Here is a 25,102-nt window from a genome sequence, read left to right on the forward strand (position 1 = left end):
TATTCATGAAAAAATATTTATTTTTTAGTTTAATAACGGCAAGCATCTTAATCCTAGCTATTAGTTCTATTGGTGGGCAAACATGGGCATACTTTTCTGCCGTTGATAGTGCTAGCGGGTCTGTTACTGCAGGGGAGTGGTATGAGTTTAGCCCTGATGGTTGTTATATTGTTGTCGAAGCTGAGAACACAACAGATTATGATATTAATGATTTTGTTATGACGTATGACGGTTTACAACAAGGGTCTACAGAAATTAAACCAGAAGAAAAGTTTGGTCAAGAAATGGAAATTTTATCTAATAGTTCAGAGGTTTTCACATTTGAAATACACCATCACCAACATGAAGGTAAATGTCAGCAATTCACTAACCACGCCCAAGTGGATATGTTCTTTAACTTAACCGCTAACAACAATGAACTGGGTGGGGAGGCTAACATTAAGTTTGATATCCCTGAAGTTTATTATGTTGATGTCACAATAACTGAAGAAGAGATTTTAATAGATACTTATTCACAAGTGGTTGAAAGTAATTAAATAGAATTAATTATGTACGTTTAAGTTCACGCTGTTTTAACGACTAAAGGCTCTTACGCCTTAAATCGTTACAAACCTCAAGTTTATTAACCTTGTGAGGTGGAAAAGATGAGCAAAATGATAAAGATCTCTATTTCCACTCTAATAGTTATAGCATTGTTTTTATTCCTATCAGTTCAGACGGTGGCTGATGAAGGCCAAAGCTTGATTGAATTTGACGATGAAGGTTTCTTTCAAGTGACGAACTTTGCGCCAGGTCAGACTGAGGAGTCGACGATTAGTGTGCAAAATGTTGCTGACTCGTCCATTGAGTATGCTGTGACGTTAGATTATGACGGAGATGAAAACTTCTACGAACAATTATTAGTTAACATGTACGTAGAAGAACAGTTAGTATATGAAGGTTCGTTCTCGGGATTAGAAGAGGTTGCGGCTGGTGAGTTAGCTGAAGGTGAAGAAGTCCCTTTAACTCTATCAGTGCACTTCCCGAAAGAAAGTGGTAATGAATATCAAGGTAATAATATGAATTTCGTCTTAACGGCTCATGCAGAAGAGGTAGCTGAAGAAGAAGTTGCTTCAGGCGTCTTACCACAAACTGGTGAAGGCATTCCTTACTTATATTACATTGGTGGAGCGCTATTGTTGTTAATAGGTGTAGCACTTCTCTTATCTAAAAAACGACCCAAGACGATTGTTGAGGGCTAAGCTGTGAGAAAAGTTATAGCAGTTTTGTTTGTACTCGCAGGAATTGCAGTCATAGCTTACCCTTCTTTTCAAAATCAGTACTATTCAGCACAAGAACAAGGGCTCGTCGAAGAGTTCCAACAACTAAACACGCTTTTTGAACTACATTCGAGTCATAAGGAATTGCCTGCGAGGGAAGAAGGGGATGACAATTCGGCTAATAATCCCTCTGATGAGTTAACTACAGATGCAATTGGATTAATCCATATTGAAAAAATTGATTTAACCTTGCCGATGTTATTAGGTGCTACGGATGAAAACTTGGACGTTGGAGCAGGAGTTTTAGGGAAAGACGCAACATTTGGAGAATCAGGTAATACTGGGATTGCAGCTCATAGAAGTCGTACATCAGGAAGATTATTTAATCGACTGGACGAAGTGGAAAAAGGCGATCGAATTGTCATTGAAACTCATGGTGGTGAGTATGAGTATGAAGTTTATAATTTACTCATCGTTGAACCTGAAGATGTATCTGTTTTAGAAGAGCAAGGCGATGATTCGATTGTGACGTTAATCACTTGCACAATTGACCCGACACACCGAATTATTGTTCAAGCAAAAGAAGTTCAATAAAAAAGCTGGTCGTAAGCATTCATACTTACAACCAGCTTTTTTAGTGCCCTTGATTCTTTTTCCATTTATTAAATTCAAGAAATTCACGGAACTCATCTTTAGATACGCCAGAGTCCATTGCATCTTTTACGAGCTTTTCCCACTCGCGGTCTAATGGTTCATCGCTCATTTCTTTAGGATCTTTAATTAAATGGTCAACATCAAGGTTTAATACATTGGCGACCTTTTCAAGAAATTGAATAGAAGGGTTTTGTTGAATGTTTCGTTCTATGGCACTTAAATATGACTTGGCAATTCCAGCTTCTTCAGCCAACTGCGTTAGGGTCATCCCAGCCTCTTTACGATAATTTTTTACACGCTCACCGATCATTGTGAAAACTCCTTAGTCTACTCATTCATTTGAGCAAATTCGTGTTATTTCTACAAATAATATAGCATATTTCTTAAACTATTTCTTCAATTTTAAGCAATTTGCTGAAAATTGCAATGATTTTCGTACAAATGTCTTAGTTCGTATATTAAAAGTCCTATTTGTTAACGTTATAGATGTCACCAATTTACAGCCTTTGAGATTATTGATATGATGTAGATGTTTGGAAAAGGTAAAAAATTCTAAGCTTTGTTATATTATTAACACTTGAATTTTAAATTTTCAAACAGAATAGTCTAGAAAGTGTGACTCTTATAATGAGTGAAACGTGGTATTTTATTAATTCAAAAGTAAATTCAGCTGCTTACAATATGGCTTTAGACGAATGTCTATTGAAGTGGCATAGCGAAGGCGAGATTCCACCGACATTACGTTTTTACACGTGGGAGCCAGCTGGTTTGTCTTTAGGTTACTTTCAAAAAGTAGAAGGCAAAATACATATTGATAATGTAAAAAAATATGGCTTTGATCTCGTTCGACGTCTTACAGGTGGTCGGGCTGTTTTGCATGATGATGAATTAACTTATAGCATCATTATTTCAGAAGATCATCCAAGCATGCCAAAAACAGTGACTGAAGCGTACAAAGTCATTTCACAAGGTTTGTTAGAAGGCTATCGATTACTTGGGTTAGAAGCAGAATTTTCGATTCCAGAAGGTAAGCTAAACCAGTCAGGGTCAGCGGTCTGTTTTGATGAACCGTCATGGTATGAACTCGTACTTCATGGAAAGAAAGCAGCGGGGAGTGCGCAAACGAGACAGCGTGGTGTTATTTTGCAACATGGTTCTGTGCCGATCAGCATGAATTTCGATGAGCTGTTTGACATGTTCGTCTATCCTGATGAATCGAAGAAAGAAAGAGCGAAACAAATACTTAAGAACAAAGCAACTTCAATGGAAGTAGAAATGGGGCGGAAACCTTCTATTAGAGAAGTGGAGAAAGCGTTTTTCCACGGTTTTGAAAAAGGGTTAGGTGTCCATTTTGAACCATATATGCTAACTGATGAACAAGAAGAAGAAGTTCAACAGTTGATGAAAGAACAATATGAGACTGATGAGTGGAATTACTCAAGATAATCTTCCGTAAAGGGGTGGCACATGTGAGTAAAAAAGAAGAATACGTAAGAAAACCTGAATGGCTTAAAATTAAGCTCAACACGAACAAAAACTATATCGGACTTAAAAAGATGATGCGCGAGAAAAACTTAAACACGGTTTGTGAAGAAGCGCGTTGTCCGAATATCCATGAATGTTGGGCTGTTCGTAAGACGGCGACGTTTATGATTTTAGGAAAAACATGTACGCGCGGTTGTCGATTCTGTGCAGTTAATACAGGGCTTCCAACTGAGTTAGATTGGGGCGAGCCTGAACGTGTTGCTGAATCTGTAGAAATTATGGACTTACGCCATGCAGTTGTCACAGCTGTAGCACGTGACGATTTAAAAGATGGTGGTGCAGCGATTTTCGCTGAAACAGTTAAAGCAATTCGCGAGCGTAACCCAGGTACAACGGTTGAAGTATTACCTTCTGATATGAAAGGTGATTACGAGAATATTAAAATGTTAATGGATGCAGGACCAGACATTTTCAACCATAACGTTGAAACTGTCCGTCGCTTAACACCAACTGTCCGTTCCCGTGCAACGTATGATCGTTCATTAACATTGTTAAAACGTGTTAAAGAAATCGCACCTGATACACCGACTAAATCAAGCATTATGGTTGGTTTAGGTGAAACGAAAGAAGAGATTGTCGAGACGATGGATGACTTATTAGCACACGATGTTGATATTTTAACAATCGGTCAATACTTACAGCCAACACGTAATCATTTGAAAGTAGAACGTTACTATGAGCCGAGAGAATTTGCTGAACTTCGCAAAATCGCATTCCAAAAAGGCTTCCAGCATTGCCAAGCAGGACCACTAGTCCGTTCTTCTTACCACGCAGATGAGCAAGTAAGTGAAGCATCAAAACGTCGCCGCGAACAATATGAAGAACAATATATTAAAAACCAACCTGTATCATAATTGAGTTGAACTCCCGCTATTCTCGGATTAGAGAATAGCGGTTTTTTTGATTGGACATCACAATGAACGCTGACAAATTTTTATGAGCGCTGATAAAATTGAATGAACGCTGATAAACAGACTGCGAACGCCGATAAACTGGGACCGAGCGCTGATAAAAAAGGTTGAGCGCCGATAAAAAATCTTGAACGCTGATAAAAGTTGGTGTGTGCTAATAGGTGACGAGTGCCGATCAATATGAACGAACGCCAAAAAGTGTATGCAAGCGCCAAAATAGTGTGACCAAGCGCCAAATAATCCAAACCTAACAACCACAAATGAAACCTCCCTAACAATCAACTCTCCAAACCACTTCTAACCCCCGCCAAACACCAGCAAAACAGCAATTGAAAATTTATGATTGACGGGCTATTTTTCCAAAATTATAATGGCATGGTGTCTTGTGTGAAAAATAGAATTTACCTTATTGAATTAACTAATAAACGTATTCAATATGTGTAAATTAATATAGAAGCGTTAGGAGGAACAGTGTTGGAAAACTTATTAATGATTATGATGATCATCGGTGCTTTAGGGGTGCTGTCACAGTGGGTTGCATGGCGTACTCGTTTACCAGCAATTGTAGTCATGGCGATTGTTGGCTTACTAGCTGGTCCTGTATTCGGTGTTATCAATCCTGAAGCAGACTTAGGCGACCTTTATGGCCCGTTAATCTCGATTGCTGTTGGTATCATATTATTCGAAGGTAGTTTGAATTTAGATTTCCGTGAAATTAAAGGAATGCGCAAGCCAGTCTTTCGTATTGTAACAATTGGTGCCTTTTTAGCATGGATTTTGGGTTCATTAGCGGCGCATTACGTAGCTGGCTTATCATGGGCTGTTGCGTTCGTTATTGGTGGTATTTTCATTGTAACGGGACCAACTGTAATCTTGCCTCTTTTAAGACAGGCGAAGTTAAAGCCTAGAGCAGCAGCTATTCTAAAATGGGAAGGCATTGTCGTAGACCCATTTGGCGCATTATTAGCTGTGTTCTCTTTTGAGTTTATCAAATTCTTAACGATCGAATCCGTAACATTTGATGCAGTTATTATGTTCTTATTAGCATCTATCTTAGCTGGTATCATTGGTGCAGCCTTCGGTTACGGAATTGGCTGGTCGTTTGAAAGAGGTCTAGTGCCTGAATTCTTAAAGTCACCAGTCGTTTTAGTGACAGTCATTATGGCCTTTGCCCTAAGTGACTTTATCATGCACGAGACGGGACTACTTGCAGTAACCGTTATGGGTATGACCATTGCGAATATGCACATTTCAGCTATTAGTGATATGCGTCACTTTAAAGAGAATATTTCGATATTACTCATTTCAGTCATTTTCATTATGTTAACAGCATCATTAGATCGCGAAACACTATTATCAATTTTTGATCTAAATATTATGCTATTTATCTTAATGATGTTATTTATTATTCGTCCGTTAACAATCTTCTTATCAACGATTGGAACGAACCTAGAATTCCGTGAAAAACTCCTCGTTGGTTGGATTGCGCCAAGAGGTATTGTTGCATTAACGGTATCAGCTTACTTTGCTAACGTTTTAATTGATGCTGGATTCCAAGATGCTGAAATCTTAACGTCACTAACATTCGGTTTAGTATTCGGTACAGTGTTAGCTCACGGCTTTTCAATTGGATGGCTATCTCGCAAGTTAGGCTTATCAACTGATACTAAAGATGGAGTCTTGTTTGTTGGCTCTAACAAGTTCTCAGCTAACTTTGCGAAGGCACTGCAAGACCTAGGGGTGCCAGTCATTATTACTGATGCATCCTCAAGTCGATTAACACACGCGTCAAAAGCAGATGTACCTTATGAACATGAAGAGATTTTATCTGAACAAATGGAGTATCAATTAGATATGACACCGTATGATTACATGTTGAGTGTGACCGAGTTTGACTCCTATAACACACTTGTAAGTGCAACATTCAAACCTGAATACGGTAAAGAACACTTATTCCAGTTACCATTGCAAACAAATGAAGGTGACCATTTAAGTGAAGTAAGTCATCATATAAGTGGTACAGTTCTATTTGATGGTAAAATAACGTGGACTTCTCTTAACGAAAAAATCAATGATGGTTTCATTTTTGAGAAAACACCGATTACAGTGTCAAACACTTACGATGACTTCCTAAATGATCTCGGCGAAGAAGACGTCCCACTGGCGATTGTGAGACAATCCGGTTCGATTAGTTTCTTTAGACCAGAAAATAACTTAAACGCCGAAGTAGGAGATCAAATTATAAGTTTAGCTAAACCAGAATAAATCATGTCCCTCCTTACTATTTATTAAGTAAGGAGGGATTTTTTTATGGATTAAAATTTAATTAATAAGTATGTTACCCCAATTTGTTTTGATTGAGTTTAATAAAAATCCTGTTCTATATAAGAAATTTATCTGGAAGTCAAATTACAAATTTAAAGGAAGAGCGAACAATAGAAAGAATATTGAATTATAAAAAAGAATAGACAGCCATAGATACAAACTACAATACTATGACAAGAATAATCAGGATATTTCTGAAAATTCGGCGTTTGTGACGAACCTTTTTTGTTCGATACCATTTAAGTTAGTAATATAGTTTTACATATATAATTCAATATAAGAAAATTTTAGAAATATAAGTTTCGGAATGATTTATTTGGGGTAATAGAGTATTAGGCACTCTATGTCATTAGTAGACAGAGGAGGAACAACGTGAAAGATCATTCGTTTTGGAAGAGCCCATTTTTTAGACGGATTGGAAAAGCTCTTCGCATCATAGATCAAGGCTTCTTAAAGTTAGAAGAAATTATTTTAAGTGGGGCTGTCATCGTGATTGCTGTTATGATTGCTGGTAATGTTCTTAGTCGTGAGTTGTTTGGGCCGAGTATTTGGTTCCACTCAGAAGTGTCTTTGTTTGCAGTTGTCATTGCAACGTTTATGGGGATTAGTTACGCAGCGAGAAAAGGACGTCATATTAGTATGTCAGCCATATATGATACTGTTCCTTGGAAAGTAAGAAAAACAATGGCGATCTTTATTCCAGCTGTCACAGCTATAACTTTATTCTATTTATCATATGTTTCGTTTAACTATACATTAACTGTATTTGATTCAGGGAGAACAACAACTGCTCTAGAAGTTCAACAAGGGTTTCTTTATATGTTTATCCCGATCGGCTTCTTTACAGGGGCGGTTCAATTTACGCGTAACACCATTGTAAACCTTGTAAATAAAGAGGTTTATATCGGAACTGATGCAAAGGATTATAACGATTTAGAACCAGAAAAGCGTGAATTAGATGATAACTTGCAAGTCTAAAAAAGGGTAAAGTGAGGAGCAAACCATGTTAACAGCGTTATTAGGTATTATGTTTGTTCTCCTGATGCTAAACTTTCCAATGATGATTCCGCTCATTATCGCACCTTTTATCGTAGCGGTCTTTTTCTCACCATTATTGGATACGTCAATGATGGTTCCACAATTAATTACGGGGATCAGTACTTATGAGTTATTGTGTGTACCGTTATTTATTTTCGCAGCCGATATTATGACATCAGGGAGAACTTCAGAACGTTTACTTGATTTTATTGGATCGTTCGTTCGTCACATTCGTGGTGGTTATGCTGTAACAACAGCTGCTGCATGTACGATGTTTGGTTCGATTTCAGGTTCGACTCAGGCAACAGTTGTTGCAATTGGTCGACCGATGCGTGAGCGTATGCTTCGTGCAGGATATAAAGATTCAAGCACAATGGCGTTAATTATTAATGCAAGTGATGTTGCATTACTAGTGCCGCCAAGTATTGGACTAATTATTTATGGACTAGCTGCAAGGCAGTCCATTGGTGACTTATTTATTGCTGGTATTTTACCTGGTGTAATGGTGTTTTTAGTTTTTGCTACATACAGCATTATTTACGCCAAGATGAAAAATATACCTTTAGCAACTAAAGCTGATTGGAAAGAACGTTTTCAAGCTTTCCGTAAAGCGATTTTACCGTTAGGGTTTCCGATCTTAGTAATCGGTGGTATCTATTCAGGTTATTTTACAGCAACAGAAGCAGCAGGTGTTTCGGTATTATATGCTTTAATTCTTGAAGTTTTAGTTTACAGGTCAATCCATATTAAAAGGATTCCAAGCATTGCATTATCTACTGGTTTAGTAACATCAGTAGTATTCATATTAGTAGCAGGTGGTCAAGTCTTTACATTCTTAATTAACTTAGAAAATATTCCAAGAATGTTAACTGAAACAGTTTTAGGTACTGACCCGACAGCGCTTTACGTATTAATTATTGTAAGTGTTTTCTTCTTTATTGGTTGTATGTTTGTCGACCCGATTGTCGTTATATTAGTTTTAACGCCAATTTTCTTACCGGCTGCAGAAGCTGCAGGTGTCGACCCAATTCATTTAGGAATTATAATTACGTTCCAGGCGGCGTTAGGTTCAGCGACACCACCGTTTGGAGTCGACATATTTACCGCGAGTGCGGTCTTTAACCGGCCATATATGGAGGTTATTAAAGGAACACCGCCATTCATTATTATGATGGTGCTTATGTCGATTATATTAATCCTGTTTCCACAGATTTCTCTTGCATTATTGTAAGAGAAACTATAAAACACTATATATTTTTAGGGGGTAATGATTATTTTTAACTTAAAGAATGTTGGTTTAGCTTTAGCTATGGTTCTAACATTAGGATTTTTAGCAGCTTGTGGAGGAGATGGAGATGAATCTCAAAACTGGCGCTTCGTAACTGAGGAAGTAGAAGGGCAAGTACAGTATGTATATGCACAAGAATTTGCTGATCGCATGTACGATAAGACAGATGGTGAAGTACAAATTGATGTATATGAGTTCGGTGGCCTTGGTGAAGAAACAGACCAAGTTGACCAGTTAATGCAAGGTGCTGTAGAAATGGCAGTCATGTCACCAGGTTTCACAGGTGATATGGTATCTGAAGGTCAATTATTTGCATTACATTTCTTATTCCCAGATGATGTAGCAACAACTCAAGACATTTTAACGAACAGTGAAGCTTTAAATACAGATCTACGTGAGCGTTATGAAGAGCATAACATTTCACCGCTAGCGTACTGGACTGAAGGTGCAATGCAGTGGACTTCAAATGATCACCCACTAACATCACCTGAAGACTTTGAGAATTTCCAAATGCGTATTCAAATGTCTCCGTTAATTCGAGCGTCATATGAAGCATACGGTGCAGACCCACAGGATATGAGTTGGGGTGAACTATACACTGCATTAGATCGTGGAACAGTTCAAGGACAAGAAAACCCAATCTTCTTTATTGGTGATGCATCATTCCACGAAGTACAAGATTACATGACAATGTCTAACCATAACAACTATGTGGCTATGACAACAGTAAATACTGAGTGGTATAACGAATTAGATGATGACATTCGTGCTCTAGTTGATGAGACAACTCAAGAGATGCAAAGCTGGATTTTTGAAGAGCAACAGCGACAAAACGAAGAGTTCATCACAATTATTGAAGAAGATACAGATAACCCAACAGAAATTGTTGAGTTAACTGAAGAAGAGCGTCAAGTATTTAGAGATATCGCTACAGATGTTCGTGAATTCTACCGTTCTGAAGTATCAGGAGTTGGTGGCGAGATCCTAGATAAGCTTGAAGAAGAAATTGCAGAACACGAATAATAATCTGTGGAAAGAAAGAGCAGTGCCGAATAGGTGCTGCTCTTTTCATGTTTTAATGTCAAACGTACTCAAAACAAACCAACCATTTATTACCTTCATTAGGAAAACAGCATTGTGGAGATAATAATATCAGCATTTTGCTTCCTATATATATGCTGAGGAGAGTAAAACATGGATTGGTCTTTGTTATTAGAATATAGTTGGGTCTTACTTATTTTAATTGTATTGGAAGGAATACTAGCGGCGGATAACGCTATGGTACTTGCAATTATGGTTAAGCACCTCCCAGAAAAAGAACGTAAAAAAGCGCTATTTTACGGTTTGTTAGGTGCATTTATTTTTCGTGTCGGTTCACTGTTTATCATTTCATTTTTAGTAGATGTATGGCAAATTCAAGCGATCGGTGCATTATACTTATTATTTATAGCAGGTAATCATGTTGTTCGGAAGTTTGTTTTGAATCAATACAGTAAAGAAGCAAAGCTTGAAAAGGCAAAAAAGAAAAAGGAATCAGGCTTTTGGACGACGGTACTAAAAGTTGAACTAGCGGATATCGCCTTTGCTGTAGACTCAATATTAGCAGCAGTCGCCATAGCAATGGTTTTACCTGAAACACCATTACCTGCAATAGGTGGAATGGACGGTGGCCAGTTTCTCGTCATATTATTTGGTGGTTTAATTGGTGTAATCATTATGCGTTTTGCAGCCACCTACTTCGTAAAATTGATCAAGAAAAGACCAGGCCTCGAGACGGCTGCTTTCTTAATTGTTGGTTGGGTAGGTGTGAAATTAGTTGTTTTCACACTTGCTCATGAAGATGTTGGGATTTTACCGTATGACTTTGCGCATTCAACACTTTGGAAGGTTATATTTTACGGCGTTTTAGTATTAATTGGTGTGATCGGTTGGTTCTCTTCAAGTAAAAAACCGATAGAAGAAGATGAAACAAACGAATTAATTCATGAAATGAAAAAGTAGACCTTGTTAGGTAGCTTGGCAATGTTCTTTTCCAAGCTCCCTGTTCATATAGTATGTTACAGGAGTTTAAGGAGGGAGCTTATGGTTCACTACAGGTACTTCATGGGAGGCACAACAGCAAAAGGGTATGTGAACTTTTACGAGAATTTAATCGAGCAGTTGGATCGAGTTGTTTATATCGAAGGCGGTTTTACATCAATTGTTAGTCCTATACTTCAGCGCATAGCAAACAGATACTCAGACGACTATGATATAGAATACATTCACAATCATTTAATGCCAGATCAACTAGAAGGGATTGTCATTCCTTCGCTAAGCATCGGTGTATTTGATCGTACGAAAATGAATCAAAAACGACTCGTTTACCCATCTTTATATGAAAAGCTAATTTATTTAGGTGACGGATATGATACGGATTATTTAAAAGAACATGAGTATGAACTAGTACAGTATCAGGAAGAAGTGAAACGCTTGTATGCAGAGTCGATTAACCATTTCCAAACCGCCTTAGAGCACCACCACCGTGTTGAAAAAATTTATATTGATTACTTAAATGTTAGGAAGGCAAATAAGGAAACTGAAGATCTTTTAAAAGACCTATTAGCTGATCACCGCTTGAATAAACCTGGAGCTGTTAAACACCGCTATTTAGGAGCAGCCACCCCTCAAGGTCCAATCGATTACGTTATGGAATTAACCGAACAGTTAAATAGACGAATTTTTGTTAAAGGTCGATCAGGAACAGGAAAGTCAACGATGCTTCGCAAATTAGCTCATGAAGCAAAAGACCGTGGATTTGATGTCGAGATTTACCATTGTGGGTTTGACCCAGGCAGTTTAGATATGCTGATTTTGCGAGAGCTTAGTGTAGCTATCTTTGACGCAACAGCTCCGCATGAGCATGATCCAGTGAAAGCTACAGATGAAGTTCTAGACGTATATAAGTTGTTCGTTGATGGTAACCCTGACGTTGTTCATCAAGACCGTTTGAAAAGATATAAAGGGGCATATAAAGATGAAATGATAAGTGCAAGGGATGTTTTAAAAGAGATTAAGGAACACCAAGTGAAGTTTGAGAAAATCTATAAAGAAGCGTGCGCTCCTGAGTTTATTCAAGAAGTAGAAGAGGATTTGTTAGAATGGATTAAAAGTGTTGAGTAAAAGGTCCCAGACAGCTGTGATTGATTAATCATAGCTGTTTTTGTATTCAAAACTTTTTTAATTGGGCATAGTATGAAATAATGAAGTAAATGCATTCAATAAGGAGTGGCAAGTCAAAATGGTACCAACAAAAGAGCAATTATCGAAGTATGCTCATTTAACAATTAAAATGGGTGTAAACGTACAAAAAGGACAAGCATTATTAATTAATGCTCCAATTGAAGCAAGACAATTTGTTCATCATCTTGTAGAAGAAGCTTATGAGGCAGGTTCAGAAGATGTTCAAGTAAATTGGATTGACGAAGTGTTAACGAAAAAACGTTATGACCATGAACCATTAAGTGTACTTGAGCATGTTCCTAATTGGGTTGTAGAACGACAAATGACTCATGCAAAAAATGGTGGTGCAGTGCTTAACATTCACGCGCCAAACCCAGATTTACTTGAAGACGTTGATGCAGAACGCGTTGCTAAAGCGAGTAAAGCACGTAGTGAAGCATTGAAAGATTTTAAAAAGTATATTATTAATGATAAGATCCAGTGGTCAATCGTCTCTGTTCCAACAGAAGCTTGGGCTAAGAAAATTTTCGATACAGATGACGCTGACAAAGCAGTCGAAGATTTATGGAAGCGGATTTTCCAAATTATCCGTGTTGATCAAGACGATCCAATTCAAGCTTGGAAAGATCATAATGAGACGTTATTCCACATTCGTGATTACTTAAATGATAAGCAGTACGATGCATTAGAGTATAGCTCTGAATACGTTGATTTAACAGTTAAACTTCCAGAAAACCATGTTTGGGCAGGTGGCGGAGCCGTTGCGGAAACGGGAGCATCATTTAATCCGAATATGCCAACAGAAGAAGTATTTACAGCACCAGACTTCAGAGGTGTTAACGGCACAGTTCAAAATACGAAACCATTAAACTACAATGGTAATTTAATCGATGACTTTAAGTTAACATTTAAAGATGGTGAAGTCGTTGAATTTGAAGCAGGTAAAGGTGAAGAAACGTTAAAGCACTTACTCGATTCAGATGAAGGATCGAAGTATTTAGGTGAAATTGCACTAGTTCCTCATTCATCACCTATTTCTCAATCGGAATTAGTCTTCTTTAACACATTGTACGATGAGAACGCTTCATGTCACTTAGCGTTAGGTTCTGCTTATCCGACGAACGTTGAAGGTGGCGAAAAGTTAGAAGATGAAGAGTTAAAGGAAAAAGGTATTAATACGAGCCTTATTCACGAAGACTTTATGGTAGGTTCAGCAGATCTAAACGTCTATGGCGTAACGAAAGATGGCGATCAAGAACCAATCATTAAAGATGGTGAATGGGCAATTAAAGGTGCATAACTAAGGTGATTAACTATGTCATTAATAGGTAAAGCAATTAAGTGGTATCGGACAGAGCAGGACCTCACCCAAGAACAGTTGGCAGATGGCATCTGCTCTGTCACTTACATAAGTAAATTAGAAAATGGTCAAATGGATCTTAAAGAGGAGCTCGTCCTTCAACTGACTGACAGACTTCAAATTGATCAGTATCAATTGATCGGTCAGCCAAATGAAGAGTTTAGAGAAGTTCTTAAAAAGTGGCTTTACGACATTCATATCTATCATATACCAGAAGCTCAAAAGTTAAAAAAGCAAGTTGAAGAAATGGTTAATGATTGTCTGTATATTGAGGATCAGTATACGTATTTTTTGGCGGAGTTAGGCTATTGTTTATTATCTGATCGGTTAAAAGACGCGGATGCACTGATTGAGTTTATTGAGAAGCGAAGAATTATTTTTGAGGCTTGTGAACCATTCAGTTTTTATAAATTTGTCGGAATATATTATCGTAGAAAAGGTCTTTATAACAATGCCATAATTCACTTGGAGAAAGCGGAAGACATTTTAGGTGATCGTGAAGACCCAGAACTCCACTTGGTGATGGCAACCATTTATAGTCGTTTAAATAACATATTAGTATCTAATAAACACGCACAAAAAGCGTATTCGATCTTCCAAGAGAAACTATTCTATGTACGAATGATTGATTGCCAAGTGGTATTAGGAGTTAACTATTGTTTAGTGGGCGATTTCTACTCAGCTGAGGCTTATTTTAACAAGCTAAAAGAAGTAGATGGTGAACATCTATTAGATCGGACAAGAGCGAATATTTACCACCATATTGCTTATATCCATTTTCATAAAAAAGAATTCGACGTAGCAGAGAGTTATTTTAAGCGCGTATTGCAGTTTAATGTTAATGAAAGTGACTTTTTAAATTCAAGGTACTTGTTAACTTATATATACTTTTCATCGAATCGATATAAGCTTGCTAAAGAATACGTCCAAAAAGGGTTGATTTTAGCATATGAGCATAATCATCAACGTTATCAAGTTAAATTTAAAGTGTTAAACATGAGACTAGAGAATGATGATGAAGGTTTATTGCAATATTTAAAAGAGAAAGTCATCCCATTTTTCGAAGGTAATGGTGAAAATATTGAATTAAAGCATTACTATTATTTATACGGTAAACTATTGTATCATTTTAATAGATACAAAAAAGCTTCCGAATATTTCATGTTAGCACGTGATGACTTTATGGTATAACAAGATCCCCAACAAGTGAATTTCACTCGTTGGGGATCTTTATATTGAATTTAAATTATATTAGAAAATTAAGTGAGCCATTAATATGATGACAGGTAGTGTAATTGCAGTACGTAGTAGGAAGATTGCAACTAATCTTCTAAAGTTAATTGGAATATTAGATGCTAATAAAACACCACCGACTTCTGATAAATAAATTAACTGAACAACACTTAAAGCAGCCACGATGAATCGTGTCATTTCATTACCGACTGACTCAATCATTAAAGCAGGTAAGAACATGTCTGTAAAACCGATTAGAATCGTTTCAGCAGCAGCCTGTGCTTCAGGTACTTGCATCAATTCTAAAATCGGTACAAATGGTGTACCAATCCATGTGAAGAATGGTGTCATTTCAGCAACAATTAAACCGAGTGTACCAACAGCCATAACGATTGGTAACACACCAACCCACATGTCTAAAATATTTTTAGATGCAGCTTTCATGTAACCTGTAATACCTGGTGACTTTTCAGCACGCGTAACAGCCTGCCTATAACCCCATGTAAAAGTATTGTAATCACTAGGAATTGACTCGTCTAATTGGTTCTTCTCACCTGAATACGTATCGTCTGGAATACGAGATAATGGTGGAATGCGTGGCATGATTAATGCCGCGACTAAACCAGCTACGAAAATCGTTCCATAAAGTGGTAAGAACATATGCATTAAATCAACTTCTTGGATGATTGTGATCGTAAACGTAATAGAAACAACTGAGAATGTCGTACCGATGACCGCAGCCTCACGTTTCGTATAGTATCCTTGTTCATATTGTTGGTTCGTTAATAGAACCCCTACTGTACCATCACCAAACCATGAAGTTAAGTTATCAACCGTTGAACGACCTGGTAGTTTAAAGACTGGACGCATAATTTTGGCAAATAACGCACCGATCAATTCTAATAAACCAAAGCTTAATAGTAACGGTAATAATAGACCAGCAAATAAGAATACGGTTAATAAGAAAGTGAGTAGACCATCTAATAGTAATCCGCCAGTATAGTCAGAATAGATGCCTTCCCAACCAATCTGAAAATACGTCAAAATAGCGAAGATCATACCAAGTAGGCGGATGGTCATCCAAACAGGTCCTACATTGAATAAAGTGCCAGCTAACGTATCCTTTGAAAACTTACTCGAATCATTGTTATGGACTAAGTGTGCTATAACTGAAAGAATCGCAGATATAGATATGATCAGAACTATTAGTATAACAGCAAAATCACCGAGAAATGCTAGTAATTCATTGGCTAATACAGCAACAGGAATGCTTGTCTCCCCACCGTACGTAATTGGCGTCATGAAGAAGAAAATACCTAATGCCGACAGAATGAGAAACTTTAAATGATATTTTAATGAAATAGATTTTTGTTCCATCAATAGACCCCCTTTATCTTGTAATATTATGACACATTCATGTTTATGCAACAAGATGTAAAATCATAACTAAAAGTCTGTTAGTTTAGTGAAGAAGAATAGTTAGCTTGACTAAAAGTTCTTATTTCGAACTAATTGTTTTTTGAATATAACAATTTTAAATTTTCTGAAAAAGAACTTTACAACTTATTATAATACAATTATAATAGAAGTTGAAGGATTAATTTGCCCCGTTTTGAAACATGTAATAGAAAGAGAAAGAGGTAGCGTAAATAGTTTTGCATGATCGGGAGGTTACATAGGTGAAAAAAACTTGTGAAAAACTAGTGGATGAGTTTAAATCAGAACTAGGGAGAGATTTATGTTCGAAAGAAAAAGACTTTATCTGTTGGTTGTATCGCGAACATAAAAAAGAGGCAAGTCAACAAATAAAACTATAGATTAAACACAGAACACTGCCTTTAGCAGTGTCTTATTTTTATTTAATATATTTTATTAGTTTAAAGCATTGACACTAAAAAGGGGTTAGGTGTTAAAATTTAATAGAATTAAAGGTTCAAATATAGTTCCACATGTGTTAAATTAAGTCATTATAAATTAAAAAGGAGTGAACATCATGAGTGGGTCAGGAATAGGCCACGATCAGTGGAAAACAAGATTTGGTTTCATGTTAGCGGCCATGGGGTCAGCAGTTGGGTTAGGAAACATTTGGCGTTTCTCTTACGTTGCAGGTGAAAGTGGAGGAGCGACATTTCTTTTAATATATTTATTCTTTGTTCTTATTATTGGTATTCCGTTACTTTTAACGGAATTTAGTATAGGAAAAGCGGGACAAATGGACGCAGTTGGTTCATTTAAACGTTTAGCACCGAATACAAAATGGCACCTTACGGGTTTAATGGGTGTAATCGGCGGTATTTTAATTTTAAGTTTCTATAGTGTCGTTTCTGGTTGGACTTTATTTTATTTATATCAATATGTAACAGGAGCTTATTGGACTGAGCCAGATGGTGGTTTCGGAGCTGCGTTTGAAGCATGGACGAGCAACCCTGTAGCACCATTGTTTTGGCAAGCACTATTTTTAGGACTAACGATTTTAATCGTTATGAGAGGTATTAAAAAAGGTATTGAGAAAGCTAACAACCTTCTCATGCCCGCTTTAGCTATATTACTAATATTTATGGCCGTTTACGGTTTAACGTTAGATGGAGCAAGTGAAGGTTTAGCATTCTTATTTACACCTGATTGGTCAATGTTAACAGAGCCATCTGTATACTTCATGGCATTAGGACAAGCCTTCTTCTCACTAAGTATCGGTATTTGTGGTATGTTGACATACAGCAGTTACTTAAAGGCTAAAGATCGTTTGCCAGCAGCAACAGTTGGAATCGGCTTAATGGACACTGTTTTTGCGTTAATTGCTGGTGTTATGATCTTTACAGCTGTATTTAGTTATGGAGTTGAACCTGATTCAGGTCCGCCTCTTGTATTTATCATTTTACCGAGTATCTTTGAAGGTATGCCAGCAGGTCACATTGTCGGAATTGTGTTCTTCGTACTATTAACAATGGCGGCATTCTCATCAGCGTTATCATTATTAGAGTTACCAGTGGCTTACGTTCACCGTACTTTAGGTTTAACTCGTAAAGCGGCGACACTAATTATGGGGTCAATCATTTTCGTGTTAGGAATCGCGGCTTCATTAGGTTTCGGTGTATGGAGTCATATCCAAATCAATGGTAATAACATTTTAGATATGATGGACAATATCACAGCAAACGTCATCTTACCGTTAGGTGGTTTACTAATGGCGATCTTCGTTGGTTGGTATTTAAATCGCAACCAAGCTATTAATAACAGTGAAATTGAGTCACCTATATTACAAAAGGTTTGGTACAACATTGTTCGTTTCTTAGTACCAGTCGTAATGATTGTCATCTTATTCATCTCGTTATTCGACATTTAAAAATTGTGTTATAATCCACTTAGAAACTTAGTAGATTAGGTGGTTTAAATGACAATTTCTTATGAAGCGATCGTCGAAAAGATGAAAAATGAATTACAATCGATTGACCCAACTTCATCTCAATCAGACATCCATGCTAAAATGTATGCAATCCGTTCGTTAGCTGATGTCGTATTAGCATCAGAAGGTGAAAGTCATAGTACACAAACGAAATCGGATTCGGTTGTGACATCGCAGTTTGTGACACAAAAGAAAGATGATCCAGAAATCTCGGACATTGAAGCTAAAATGATGGGAATAGAGAAAAACAAACCAAGTCTCAATGAAGGAAAGAGATTGAAAGAACACGATGCAAACGGCGATTCATTATTCGATTTTTAAATTAAACGAACAAGAGGAGCGGTAAAGATGAAGATCTTGTTAATGATTGGGGCAATTAGTGGCTTTATTACAGTTGCATTAGGGGCGTTTGGTGCACACGGGTTAGAAAATCGAGTGAGCGAAAAAATGTTACAAACTTGGGAAAAAGCCGTACAATACCAAATGTTTCACACGATTGCTATTTTTATAGCATCGATTCTAATGCTCAAAACTGAACTAGCCGTCTTTCAAACATCAGGTTGGGTATTCTTAGTTGGAATTCTCATCTTTTCAGGTAGTTTATATATTTATTCAGTAACAGGTATGAAATTCTTTGCTATGATTACACCAATAGGAGGCCTAGCCTTCCTAATCGGTTGGATTGTCTTAGCATACGGAATCTCTAAAATGGTTGTTTAATAATAACCAACCAAAGCCTACTCTATACCCCAGTTAGTGGACTTAAGAAAAAAAGTCTTCTAGCTGGGGTTTATTATGTTATTTGTTGTCTTGCTCCTTGTTATAATAGGCATAATAATAAAAAGGTCAAAGTAACGCTTAATCATACCGCAGTGGAAATACACTTCGCTTTCCATGGGCACGGCCTCAACTTCCCAAAACTCACTGCCGTGTCGTTTTGGGTGATTTTCGGCTCGCGCTGTTCCCATTGGAGTCTTCGTGTATTTCCACTGCTGGGCTAAATCTTCTCTCTGGTGGATGTGTCGTAATGATTAAACGCATTATTAATGCCAAGCAGATAGAACAACTTGAACAGAATAAAATTGTTGATAAGCATCTGACCGTTTAATTAGTTACAGCTCTGACTAGCCCGCACACTGTGATGCTCAAGACATTGGGTTGAAAATATCTTTCTAGTTAAAAATAAAAAAGTAGGAAAAAAGCTATTAAAGCACACACGGTCATAAATAGGTGTAAGTTATACACGGCCACATTTGAAATTGAAGATTTTTAAAACATTTGAGCAAAATCATTTAATGAGTCAAGCCATTGTTTTAATATAAAACTATATAAAAACGATAAGGGGTTATAATTAATGAAATTAATAAGTAAAGGATTAATACTAAGTATGGCCTTAATTATGTTACTACCTATTCTAGTTAGTGCTGATGAAGAGACTCAAGAAGATCAATATCGTCTTTCAATCGAAAATGAGTGGTACCCAGTACAAGACGATTTTGAACATCTTGAACTACCATATATTTCATACATATTAGATGCCTTTTTTACAGATGATGAATCAGAGCGTGAGCAATTGAACAGACAAATAGACAATCGAATTGCTAATGAGTTATATGAATTTTTCTCAAGTGATCGCGTTGTTGGGCTTACGTATTCAGAGGATTTGCTTGACTATTTAGACACAAACTTCGAGATCGATGAAGGTGGCGGTTTCTTTAGTACGATTGGCAATTTCTTTAGTGGCATAGCTAATTTCTTTGGTAGTTTGTTTTCATAGTCATTACTTTTAATGAAAACGGTAATATGGCACAATAATAATGAAGGATGACTGAAGGAGGCGTGAATAATGGCTGATGAAAACAATCAAGAGAAGAAAAGCAGTAACAAATTTACGATTATGAAAGACGATCCAATAGATGGTCACCCAGGCTATAGTGGTGGTGGCGCTTTTAGTTTAGAAAACATGTCCCCTCTGATCGTTGATCCAAACGAAGACCGCGTATGGGTTGATATGGGAGCCATGCACGCACGTAGTGAAGTAGAAAAACGCATTAAGTTCGTAACAGATCAAGAAGAAGTTCCAAATGGTAAACCATATTGGATTGTTTGGGTAACTGTTGAACGTGGCGAACATGGGCCTTATTACTATGGAGTTGCAGCTTGTTATTTAGAAGTTGATCGTGAAGCGCGCCGTGGTTATAAACTTTTAGCTGAACACGTTAATCGTATGGATAAATCGTTAAAAGGAAAAATTATATTAGAACATATGGATGATCATTCCAAAGCATTATTGAGGGATTTCTTAAAAGACTTTAATGAGCAATATTGGAAGTTATCAACAGATGAGTTAAAAGACGTTCTGAAATAATTTATGTCTGAATTGTGAACAGTTTAACTTATGATTGTACTTTTTGCTATTTCTTTGTAAAATAAAAACTAAACATGGGTTAAACATCATGTTTATTAGGACAAAAAACAGGGTTAGCGAACATCGCTAACCCTGTTTTTTTATGTTTTATTCCACTTCGATCTCTTCACAAGCTTCTGTCGGTTCCGTTCCTCTAATGTAATAAGTCAACCTGGACCTGTCTTCACAAGCTGGTCCGTTTAAAGAACCTGTCATAGGGTCCATATAGACACCAGTAACACCTGATGGGACTTTAAATGTCTCAACAGTAAGTCCTTCGTGGAGTTCACTCATATAATCACCCCAAATTTGTTTAGCTGCTTGTTTTTCTTGTGTTGTTTCAAGGCGCCTATGGTCATCAAACCCTGTCCATACAGCAGTAGTATAGTTAGGGCTAAACCCAACCATCCAAGCATCATTTTCAGTAGTTCCGGATTTACCAGCATACTCATGTTCAAGTGCGTGACTAATCGAAGCACCTGTGACGCGTAGATAGTCACTTAAGCGGTCATCAAACATACCAGTCATCATATGTTTTAATACAAATGAGTAATTTTCATCTAAAACGCGTTCAGGTGTTTTAGCTTGATGTTGGTAGACTGTGTCTCCGTTGCGATCTATAATCTTTTCAACGATATAAGGATCAATTTTCCAACCACTATTGGCTATTAGAGAATAAGCTTTTGTCATGTCAAAAGGAGAGATAGAGGTTGTTCCTAAAGCTAAAGGTAGCCTAGGTTTAAGATCACCTTCGATCCCGAATAATTCTGCAGATTCTACTAAATTTTCTGGCCCCATAAACATGTTTGTTTTGACAGCATAAACGTTATCAGAAACGGCTAATGCTTGTGCTAACGTAACAGGTCGTTCTGCATAACGGTCATTGTAATTCGATGGATCATAGATCGAGCCATCTTCTAAAGTGAATTGAGTAAACGTGCTCTCTAACGTTGTCGAAGGTGTGTATCCATAGACGAGTGCCGCATAGTATAAAAAAGGTTTAAAAGCCGAACCAGTCATTCGTTCAGCTCGAACAGCTCTATTAAATGGTGTCGTATGAAAGTTGCGTCCTCCGTGTAAAGCGACAATTTTACCTGTTTGGTGATCGAGTGTTACAGCTCCAACTTGATATTCTTCATCTTCAGGTAATCGTTCCATAGACTTCTCTTCTAATATAGCTTGAGCTCTAGGGTCGATCGTTGTATGAATTTGATAGCCACCAGCCTCAAGCTCTTCACGCGTTACATCTAAAATGTTAGTAGCTTCATTCATCGCATAATCTAAAAAGTAATCTCCAATATCTTGTTGAGCTTCCACCGTTGTAACGATTGCTAAAGACTCCTCTAAAGCTCTTCGATATTCACTGTTTACAATTTTACCGGTGTCTCTCATTCTGCTTAAAATCCATTGCTGCCTCTCAACAGCACGTTCATAATTGTTTATTGGTGAATATAAAGACGGACCACGTGGCACAGATGCTAACAAGGCAGACTCTGCAATGCTTAATTCTGAAGCAGTTTTATCGAAATAAAACTGACTAGCAGCTTCAATCCCATATTGTCCATGCCCGAAATAGATCGTATTTAAATAACCTTCTAATATTTCATCTTTTGACTGAAAAACTTCTAGTCGTAAAGCAATTAATGCTTCTTGAATTTTTCGTTCCCACGTTCTGTTATGTGTAAGAAAAACGTTTCTAGCGTATTGTTGTGTAATCGTACTAGCCCCTTGGCTGCGCCGTTGAGTCATAATGTTGTGATAGGCTGCGCCGACGATTCGTTTAAAATCAAAACCATAGTGGTCATAAAAGTGTTGGTCTTCAGCTGCTATAAAAGCATCAATAACATGAGGGGAAATGTCTTCAAGGGAGACTGAATAACGACTTTCAACCCCGTGATTAACAGAAACCACTTCATCATACTGGTCATATACGACGGTATTTTCAGCGATTTCGAATTCAGGGGGACCTTCGAATAAAATATATGTAAAAATGACAATTATAGTTGATAATAAGAAGACGACAGAAAAGAAGCTTACAATCATTAACCGTTTCAATAGTTTCTTCATGTTTGGTGTCTCCCGTCTTTTGCAGTCTTAACAGTTAGTATGGAATAACTAGGAAGAAATTAAACATATAACCACTTGCAAAAGAACAGCTGTGAAATATTTGTGCTTTTCCGTGTTCTTCTCTTTTATTTTTCATTCCGTTATAATACAATTTGTTATACGTAATGTTTCGGAAATGAAAGTGAGGCAGATTTGAATTGTCTAACCAAGTGTTAAATGTTGATATATCAGTTGATACAGAAATTAAAGACCCTAATGGAACAGAGGAAGTTATTAGCCGACAAGAAAAGGGTTCTTATATTCAAAGAGGAAGTTTACATCTAATTAAATATAAAGAGGAAATGGAAGAAGTCGGAGTCGTTCATACGACAGTCATCATCACTGGTGAAAAAATTACACTTAAACGTGAAGGTCCAGTGAAAATGCACCAAGTATTCCGCATTGGAGCGAATACGGAAAGTATTTACCAACACCCGTACGGTCAGTTCCGCATGGAAACACGTACGAATAGAATGGAATATTACAAAGGTGAAGGAAACCGATCGGGTAAGATTTTTATACAATATGAAGTCGTTCTTAACGAAGACGAACCGAGAGAACATACGTTAGAAATGAAATTTAAAGAGGAGGATGCTTGACGTGAACGTTGTTGAACAAGTTGAAAGTCAATTGAAAGAAGCGATCAAACAAGCTGTATTAAAAGCAGAGCTAGCAAGTCAAGAGGAGATGCCACAAGTCGTATTAGAAACACCTAAAGATAAAAGTCATGGTGATTATGCGACGAATATGGCAATGCAATTAGCTCGAGTCGCTAAGAAAAATCCTCGTCAAATTGCTGAAGAGATCGTAGAGCAAATCGACCAACAAAAAGCTTCTGTAAAATCGATTGATATAGCGGGTCCTGGATTTATTAATTTCTTTATGGACACGTCTTACTTAACAGATGTCGTCAATACAATTTTTGACCAAGGTGAAGATTATGGACAGTCTAACGTTGGGCAAGATGAGCGTGTACAAATTGAGTTCGTGTCAGCGAACCCTACTGGTACATTACACTTAGGTCACGCACGTGGTGCAGCGTACGGTGATACGTTGGCTAATGTAATGGAGAAGGCTGGCTATAGTGTTGAAAGAGAATATTACATCAATGATGCTGGTAACCAAATTGATAACCTGGCCAAATCAATCGAAGTCCGTTACTTTGAAGCGATTGGTGAAGAGAAAGATATGCCTGAAGACGGTTATCGCGGCCAAGATATTATTGATTTAGCGAAAGGCTTAGTTGATTCACACGGCAGACAGTTTTTTGAAATGGATGAAACTGAACGTCTACAAAAGTTTAGAGAGCATGGCTTAAAGCATTTACTACATCAAATTAAACAAGATTTAGAAGCGTTTCGAGTGCCTTTTAATTCATGGTTCTCTGAAATGTCGTTATATGAAGAAGGTAAAGTAGAAGAAGCGGTCACATCACTACGTGAGAAGGGTTATGTGTATGAAGAAGACGGTGCTGTTTGGTTCCGTTCAACTGAATTCGGCGATGACAAAGACCGTGTTTTAATTAAACAAGACGGAACTTATACGTATTTAACGCCTGATATTGCCTATCACCAAAACAAAATTAATCGTGGCTTCACACATTTAATTAACATATGGGGTGCGGACCACCATGGTTATGTCACGCGAATGAAAGCAGCTATTCAAGCATTAGGTAATTCCAAGGACTTACTTGATATTAAAATTACTCAAATGGTTAACCTATTCGAAAACGGCGAAAAAGTAAAAATGAGTAAACGTACAGGTAAAGCCATAACAATGAAAGAATTAATTGAAGAAGTCGGTCTTGATGCTACGCGCTATTTCTTTATTATGCGCTCTAACGATTCTCATTTAGACTTCGATATGGACTTAGCGCGTTCAGAATCTAATGATAACCCTGTTTATTATGTTCAGTATGCACACGCACGTATTTGTAGCATGCTAAAACAAGCTGAAGAAAAAGGTGTAGACGTTGAGGCAACAGCTGACTTGTCATTGTTAGTCGCTGAGAAAGAGATTGACTTATTAAAACGTTTAGGTGATTATCCGCAAGTGATCTCTGAAGCGGCAACGAAGAAGATGCCACACCGCATTCCGCAGTATGTATTTGATTTAGCATCTGATCTTCATAGTTTTTACAACGCAGAAAAAGTAATCGACTTAGAGCAAGTTGAACTAACAAAAGCTCGTATTGCATTAATGAAAGCAACGAGAACAGTTCTAAAAGATGCCCTACAAATCATTGGTGTTCACGCACCTGAACAAATGTAATGATAGACCATAGCTACTGCATGGAGAGTATTTGATGGATTGTACAGTAGTTAAAAGCTAAAAGATGCCCCTAATACTCG

24 protein-coding genes are annotated in these 25,102 nt (G+C 37.3%); 21 read left to right on the forward strand and 3 right to left on the reverse strand.

The window, feature by feature from the left end; all coding sequences use genetic code 11:
- The first annotated feature begins 5 nt into the window (after nucleotides 1-5).
- The 3 genes from J2R98_RS11865 (at nucleotide 6) to J2R98_RS11875 (ending at nucleotide 1,853) form a co-directional block, all read left to right on the forward strand.
- Nucleotides 6-536 carry a SipW-dependent-type signal peptide-containing protein gene (locus J2R98_RS11865; protein WP_307069266.1) on the forward strand — a complete coding sequence of 177 codons (531 nt, stop codon included), beginning with the start codon at nucleotides 6-8 and terminating at the stop codon, nucleotides 534-536.
- 108 nt (nucleotides 537-644) lie between these two features.
- Entirely contained in the window at nucleotides 645-1,241 is a 597-nt protein-coding gene (locus J2R98_RS11870) for an LPXTG cell wall anchor domain-containing protein (RefSeq protein WP_307069268.1), read from the forward strand.
- A 3-nt stretch (nucleotides 1,242-1,244) separates the two neighbouring features.
- A complete protein-coding gene (locus tag J2R98_RS11875; protein WP_307069270.1) occupies nucleotides 1,245-1,853 on the forward strand; it encodes a class D sortase in 609 nt (202 codons plus the stop codon).
- A 40-nt stretch (nucleotides 1,854-1,893) separates the two neighbouring features.
- On the opposite strand, the gene J2R98_RS11880 is transcribed toward J2R98_RS11875, so the two are convergent.
- Complete coding sequence (locus J2R98_RS11880; protein WP_307069272.1) at nucleotides 1,894-2,223, reverse strand: helix-turn-helix domain-containing protein; 330 nt, start codon at nucleotides 2,221-2,223, stop codon at nucleotides 1,894-1,896.
- A 314-nt stretch (nucleotides 2,224-2,537) separates the two neighbouring features.
- Here J2R98_RS11880 and lipM point away from each other — a divergent pair, with 314 nt between their 5' ends.
- The 10 genes from lipM to J2R98_RS11930 all read left to right on the forward strand — a co-directional run bounded on the left by lipM (nucleotide 2,538) and on the right by J2R98_RS11930 (nucleotide 14,793).
- Nucleotides 2,538-3,359, forward strand: coding sequence for an octanoyltransferase LipM (gene lipM, locus J2R98_RS11885; RefSeq protein WP_307069335.1), 822 nt, complete (start codon nucleotides 2,538-2,540; stop codon nucleotides 3,357-3,359).
- Between the two features lie 23 nt (nucleotides 3,360-3,382).
- On the forward strand, nucleotides 3,383-4,312 hold the full coding sequence (gene lipA / locus J2R98_RS11890) for a lipoyl synthase (protein WP_307069274.1): 930 nt from the start codon (nucleotides 3,383-3,385) through the stop codon (nucleotides 4,310-4,312).
- Nucleotides 4,313-4,843: 531 nt separating this feature from the next.
- Nucleotides 4,844-6,634, forward strand: coding sequence for a cation:proton antiporter (locus J2R98_RS11895; RefSeq protein WP_307069276.1), 1,791 nt, complete (start codon nucleotides 4,844-4,846; stop codon nucleotides 6,632-6,634).
- 432 nt (nucleotides 6,635-7,066) lie between these two features.
- Nucleotides 7,067-7,672 (forward strand): TRAP transporter small permease, encoded by a 606-nt coding sequence (locus tag J2R98_RS11900; RefSeq protein ID WP_307069278.1) that lies wholly within the window; start codon nucleotides 7,067-7,069, stop codon nucleotides 7,670-7,672.
- 25 nt (nucleotides 7,673-7,697) lie between these two features.
- Entirely contained in the window at nucleotides 7,698-8,963 is a 1,266-nt protein-coding gene (locus J2R98_RS11905; RefSeq protein WP_307069279.1) for a TRAP transporter large permease, read from the forward strand.
- Between the two features lie 36 nt (nucleotides 8,964-8,999).
- Nucleotides 9,000-10,043: a TRAP transporter substrate-binding protein DctP gene (dctP, locus tag J2R98_RS11910; RefSeq protein ID WP_307069281.1), complete on the forward strand. Its 1,044-nt coding sequence runs from the start codon at nucleotides 9,000-9,002 to the stop codon at nucleotides 10,041-10,043.
- Between the two features lie 171 nt (nucleotides 10,044-10,214).
- Nucleotides 10,215-11,021 carry a TerC family protein gene (locus J2R98_RS11915; RefSeq protein WP_307069283.1) on the forward strand — a complete coding sequence of 269 codons (807 nt, stop codon included), beginning with the start codon at nucleotides 10,215-10,217 and terminating at the stop codon, nucleotides 11,019-11,021.
- An 81-nt stretch (nucleotides 11,022-11,102) separates the two neighbouring features.
- Entirely contained in the window at nucleotides 11,103-12,182 is a 1,080-nt protein-coding gene (locus J2R98_RS11920; RefSeq protein WP_307069286.1) for a hypothetical protein, read from the forward strand.
- Between the two features lie 118 nt (nucleotides 12,183-12,300).
- A complete protein-coding gene (locus J2R98_RS11925; protein WP_307069288.1) occupies nucleotides 12,301-13,542 on the forward strand; it encodes an aminopeptidase in 1,242 nt (413 codons plus the stop codon).
- Nucleotides 13,543-13,557: 15 nt separating this feature from the next.
- Nucleotides 13,558-14,793: a helix-turn-helix domain-containing protein gene (locus J2R98_RS11930; protein ID WP_307069290.1), complete on the forward strand. Its 1,236-nt coding sequence runs from the start codon at nucleotides 13,558-13,560 to the stop codon at nucleotides 14,791-14,793.
- Nucleotides 14,794-14,853: 60 nt separating this feature from the next.
- Here J2R98_RS11930 and J2R98_RS11935 read toward each other — a convergent pair whose 3' ends face one another.
- On the reverse strand, nucleotides 14,854-16,212 hold the full coding sequence (locus J2R98_RS11935; RefSeq protein WP_307069293.1) for a YjiH family protein: 1,359 nt from the start codon (nucleotides 16,210-16,212) through the stop codon (nucleotides 14,854-14,856).
- 302 nt (nucleotides 16,213-16,514) lie between these two features.
- Between J2R98_RS11935 and J2R98_RS11940 the strand changes: the two genes are divergently transcribed.
- The 6 genes from J2R98_RS11940 to J2R98_RS11965 all read left to right on the forward strand — a co-directional run bounded on the left by J2R98_RS11940 (nucleotide 16,515) and on the right by J2R98_RS11965 (nucleotide 20,606).
- Entirely contained in the window at nucleotides 16,515-16,652 is a 138-nt protein-coding gene (locus tag J2R98_RS11940) for a hypothetical protein (RefSeq protein ID WP_307069296.1), read from the forward strand.
- 176 nt (nucleotides 16,653-16,828) lie between these two features.
- Nucleotides 16,829-18,178, forward strand: coding sequence for a sodium-dependent transporter (locus tag J2R98_RS11945; RefSeq protein WP_307069297.1), 1,350 nt, complete (start codon nucleotides 16,829-16,831; stop codon nucleotides 18,176-18,178).
- Nucleotides 18,179-18,226: 48 nt separating this feature from the next.
- Nucleotides 18,227-18,559, forward strand: a complete 333-nt coding sequence (locus J2R98_RS11950) for a DUF5327 family protein (RefSeq protein WP_307069299.1) — start codon at nucleotides 18,227-18,229, stop codon at nucleotides 18,557-18,559.
- 27 nt (nucleotides 18,560-18,586) lie between these two features.
- On the forward strand, nucleotides 18,587-18,958 hold the full coding sequence (locus J2R98_RS11955; RefSeq protein WP_307069301.1) for a DUF423 domain-containing protein: 372 nt from the start codon (nucleotides 18,587-18,589) through the stop codon (nucleotides 18,956-18,958).
- 634 nt (nucleotides 18,959-19,592) lie between these two features.
- Entirely contained in the window at nucleotides 19,593-20,015 is a 423-nt protein-coding gene (locus J2R98_RS11960; protein WP_307069303.1) for a hypothetical protein, read from the forward strand.
- 69 nt (nucleotides 20,016-20,084) lie between these two features.
- Nucleotides 20,085-20,606, forward strand: coding sequence for a YwhD family protein (locus J2R98_RS11965; protein ID WP_307069304.1), 522 nt, complete (start codon nucleotides 20,085-20,087; stop codon nucleotides 20,604-20,606).
- 147 nt (nucleotides 20,607-20,753) lie between these two features.
- Here the strand turns inward: J2R98_RS11965 and J2R98_RS11970 are convergent, their stop codons facing one another.
- Complete coding sequence (locus J2R98_RS11970) at nucleotides 20,754-22,712, reverse strand: transglycosylase domain-containing protein (RefSeq protein ID WP_307069306.1); 1,959 nt, start codon at nucleotides 22,710-22,712, stop codon at nucleotides 20,754-20,756.
- Nucleotides 22,713-22,909: 197 nt separating this feature from the next.
- Between J2R98_RS11970 and J2R98_RS11975 the strand changes: the two genes are divergently transcribed.
- Both J2R98_RS11975 and argS read left to right on the forward strand, forming a co-directional pair.
- Nucleotides 22,910-23,350 carry a YwiB family protein gene (locus tag J2R98_RS11975; protein WP_307069308.1) on the forward strand — a complete coding sequence of 147 codons (441 nt, stop codon included), beginning with the start codon at nucleotides 22,910-22,912 and terminating at the stop codon, nucleotides 23,348-23,350.
- A gap of 1 nt (nucleotide 23,351) precedes the next feature.
- Entirely contained in the window at nucleotides 23,352-25,022 is a 1,671-nt protein-coding gene (gene argS / locus J2R98_RS11980) for an arginine--tRNA ligase (RefSeq protein WP_307069311.1), read from the forward strand.
- Nucleotides 25,023-25,102 lie beyond the last annotated feature (80 nt).

The organism is Alkalibacillus filiformis, assembly GCF_030814115.1.
GTDB classification, from domain to species: Bacteria; Bacillota; Bacilli; order Bacillales; family Alkalibacillaceae; genus Alkalibacillus; species Alkalibacillus filiformis.

Excerpts from the sequence above, each read along its gene's own strand:
- J2R98_RS11865 (WP_307069266.1), top strand. The coding sequence starts at position 6 with ATGAAAAAATATTTATTTTTTAGTTTAATAACGGCAAGCATCTTAATC.
- J2R98_RS11870 (WP_307069268.1), top strand. The coding sequence starts at position 645 with ATGAGCAAAATGATAAAGATCTCTATTTCCACTCTAATAGTTATAGCA.
- J2R98_RS11880 (WP_307069272.1), bottom strand. The coding sequence starts at position 2,223 with ATGATCGGTGAGCGTGTAAAAAATTATCGTAAAGAGGCTGGGATGACC.
- J2R98_RS11905 (WP_307069279.1), top strand. The coding sequence starts at position 7,698 with ATGTTAACAGCGTTATTAGGTATTATGTTTGTTCTCCTGATGCTAAAC.
- dctP (WP_307069281.1), top strand. The coding sequence starts at position 9,000 with ATGATTATTTTTAACTTAAAGAATGTTGGTTTAGCTTTAGCTATGGTT.
- J2R98_RS11915 (WP_307069283.1), top strand. The coding sequence starts at position 10,215 with ATGGATTGGTCTTTGTTATTAGAATATAGTTGGGTCTTACTTATTTTA.
- J2R98_RS11920 (WP_307069286.1), top strand. The coding sequence starts at position 11,103 with ATGGTTCACTACAGGTACTTCATGGGAGGCACAACAGCAAAAGGGTAT.
- J2R98_RS11925 (WP_307069288.1), top strand. The coding sequence starts at position 12,301 with ATGGTACCAACAAAAGAGCAATTATCGAAGTATGCTCATTTAACAATT.
- J2R98_RS11930 (WP_307069290.1), top strand. The coding sequence starts at position 13,558 with ATGTCATTAATAGGTAAAGCAATTAAGTGGTATCGGACAGAGCAGGAC.
- J2R98_RS11935 (WP_307069293.1), bottom strand. The coding sequence starts at position 16,212 with ATGGAACAAAAATCTATTTCATTAAAATATCATTTAAAGTTTCTCATT.
- J2R98_RS11945 (WP_307069297.1), top strand. The coding sequence starts at position 16,829 with ATGAGTGGGTCAGGAATAGGCCACGATCAGTGGAAAACAAGATTTGGT.
- J2R98_RS11950 (WP_307069299.1), top strand. The coding sequence starts at position 18,227 with ATGACAATTTCTTATGAAGCGATCGTCGAAAAGATGAAAAATGAATTA.
- J2R98_RS11955 (WP_307069301.1), top strand. The coding sequence starts at position 18,587 with ATGAAGATCTTGTTAATGATTGGGGCAATTAGTGGCTTTATTACAGTT.
- J2R98_RS11960 (WP_307069303.1), top strand. The coding sequence starts at position 19,593 with ATGAAATTAATAAGTAAAGGATTAATACTAAGTATGGCCTTAATTATG.
- J2R98_RS11965 (WP_307069304.1), top strand. The coding sequence starts at position 20,085 with ATGGCTGATGAAAACAATCAAGAGAAGAAAAGCAGTAACAAATTTACG.
- J2R98_RS11970 (WP_307069306.1), bottom strand. The coding sequence starts at position 22,712 with ATGAAGAAACTATTGAAACGGTTAATGATTGTAAGCTTCTTTTCTGTC.